Origin of the sequence: Rhizobium sp. BR 315 (genome assembly GCF_050577975.1) — a bacterium.
Taxonomy (GTDB): Bacteria; Pseudomonadota; Alphaproteobacteria; order Rhizobiales; family Rhizobiaceae; genus Rhizobium; species Rhizobium miluonense.
Genome location: NZ_JARWKZ010000122.1, coordinates 1 through 2,475 on the forward strand (window position 1 = coordinate 1; position 2,475 = coordinate 2,475).

Here is a 2,475-nt window from a genome sequence, read left to right on the forward strand (position 1 = left end):
TGTGTTTCGGCGTGGAATATTGACCCCTCTGGCGGGGTGACCGGCGTCCAATTTTGACCCCCCACCTGTTTCGTCTGACCATCCGTCTTTTGCTGGCGGATGGAGGGGGAGTTGAAGCGAGTGGATACGATTGCGCGTGTTCGTCGAGCCTTCCATGTGCAGGGCTGGTCGGTGAAGAAGATCGTCCGGGAGCTGCATGTGTCCCGCAACACGGTCCGCAAGATACTGCGCTCCGATGAGACCGACTTTTCCTATGAGCGAGAACGGCAGCCATTGCCGAAGACCGGAGCTTGGAAGGCCGAGATCGACCGATTTCTGGCAGCCAACGAAGGTAAGCCGTCTCGGGAGCGGCTGACGCTGATCCGAATTTATGAGGAGCTGCGGGCTCTAGGTTACGACGGCAGCTACGATGCGATCCGGCGCTACGCGAAGGGCTGGTCCAAGGACCGGGGTGCCGTCACGGCCGAGGCATATGTGCCACTCTACTATGCACCCGGCGAGGCTTATCAGTTCGACTGGAGCCACGAGATCGTCCTGATCCAGGGGGTGACGACGACGGTGAAGGTGGCACATGTCCGGCTCTGCCACAGCCGGATGATGTTCGCGCGGGCCTATATGCGCGAGAGCCAGGAGATGGTGTTCGATGCACACGACAAGGCCTTCGACTTCTTCCGTGGCACCTGCACTCGCGGCATCTACGACAACATGAAGACGGCGGTCGAGGCCGTCTTTATTGGCAAGGAGCGGCTATACAATCGCCGCTTTCTGCAGATGTGCAGCCACTATCTCGTCCACCCCGTAGCCTGCACGCCAGCGTCAGGCTGGGAGAAGGGACAGGTCGAGAACCAGGTCGGCCTTGTGCGCGAGCGGTTCTTCACGCCACGCCTCAGGGTCAAAAGCCTGGAGGAACTGAATGTCTGGCTACTCGACAAATGCGTTGCCTATGCCAAGGCCCATAGCCACCCGGAACAGATGGCGCAGACGATCTGGCAGATGTTCGAAGCCGAACGCGGGTGCCTCGTGCATTACGTCGGACCGTTCGACGGGTTCCACTGCGTCCCAGCCTCGGTGTCGAAGACCTGCACTGTCCGCTTCGACAACAACAAATACTCTGTTCTATCGACCGCCGTCGGCCGCCCCGTCGAGGTTCATGCCTATGCTGATCGGATTGTCATCAAGCAGGATGGAGTGACGGTCGCGGAACACCCGCGCAGCTTCAGTCGTGGCGACACTGTCTACGATCCCTGGCACTATGTTCCTGTCCTTGCTCGCAAACCCGGTGCCTTGCGCAACGGCGCTCCCTTCCGCGAATGGGTTTTGCCAGCCTCGATGGAGAAGGTCCGGAAGCGGTTGAAGAGCGCCGATGACGGTGATCGGCAGATGGTTACCATACTCGGATGCGTTCCCACCGATGGTCTCGCAGCCGTTGAGGCCGCCTGCCAGGAAGCACTCGATCACGGCGTCTGCTCGGCCTCGGTGATCATCAACATTCTGGCGCGAAGCCGCGATTCGGCTCCCGCTGCAACCCTGCAAATCCCGGATGCGCTTCGGCTTGCCCATGAGCCGGTCGCCGACTGCGCCCGTTACGACAGGCTCAGGAGAGTAAGTTGATGGAACGCACGCAGGTTCTCGAACTGATGAGCACGCTGAAGCTCTACGGAATGCGCAGCGCTTATGACGAGGTCATGGGCAACGGCATCAAACGGCAGCACGAACCGCCACGCATTGTCGGTGACCTACTGCAGTCGGAGATCGCCGAGAAGCAGGCCCGATCCATCCGCTATCAACTCAGTATTGCCAAGTTGCCGTTGGCAAAGGACATCGACGACTTCGACTTCACCGACACCCCCGTCAATGAATCCCTGGTGCGAGAATTGGCCACCGGCACCTTCGTGGCCGACCAGCGCAACGTCGTCCTCGTCGGCGGCACGGGAACAGGCAAGAGCCACCTGGCTATCGCGATTGCCCGTGCGCTCATCCGCAATGGAACGCGAGGCCGCTTCTTCAATGTCGTCGATCTGGTCAATCGCCTGGAAACGGAAACGCGCAACGGCAAGCAAGGTCGGATGGCCGATTACCTCACACGCCTCGACTTCATTATCCTCGATGAACTCGGTTATCTGCCGTTCGCACAGGCCGGAGGCCAGCTCCTCTTCCACCTTATCAGCAGGCTCTACGAGCGCACCTCGGTCATCGTCACGACGAACCTTGCCTTCGGCGAATGGCCGTCGGTGTTTGGTGATGCCAAGATGACGACAGCACTCCTCGATCGCCTGACCCATCACTGCGAGATCGTGGAAACAGGAAACGAGTCCTGGCGCTTCAAGAACCGCTCTCAAAGCTAAAGCCGAAGACACCCGCACTTGGCCTACCCTCTGCAACCCCGGCCAGCGCCGGGCAGGCCAAGCGCTGATCGCCTACAGGGGGGTGAAGATTGGACGCCGATAAGGGGTCAATATTCCGAGCCGGTTGACA

General features: G+C 60.1%; 1 protein-coding gene and 1 pseudogene. Both read left to right on the forward strand.

What is annotated here, in order from left to right; genetic code table 11:
• Nucleotides 1–111: 111 nt before the first annotated feature.
• A pseudogene (gene istA, locus QD409_RS35260) lies at nt 112–1,678 on the forward strand (IS21 family transposase).
• Nucleotides 1,611–2,345, forward strand: coding sequence for an IS21-like element helper ATPase IstB (istB, locus tag QD409_RS35265; protein WP_430765015.1), 735 nt, complete (start codon nt 1,611–1,613; stop codon nt 2,343–2,345). Before istA ends, istB begins: the two are co-directional and overlap by 68 nt.
• Nucleotides 2,346–2,475 lie beyond the last annotated feature (130 nt).

Coding starts and splice junctions, on each gene's coding strand:
- istB (WP_430765015.1), top strand. CDS start 1,611: ATGGAACGCACGCAGGTTCTCGAACTGATGAGCACGCTGAAGCTCTAC.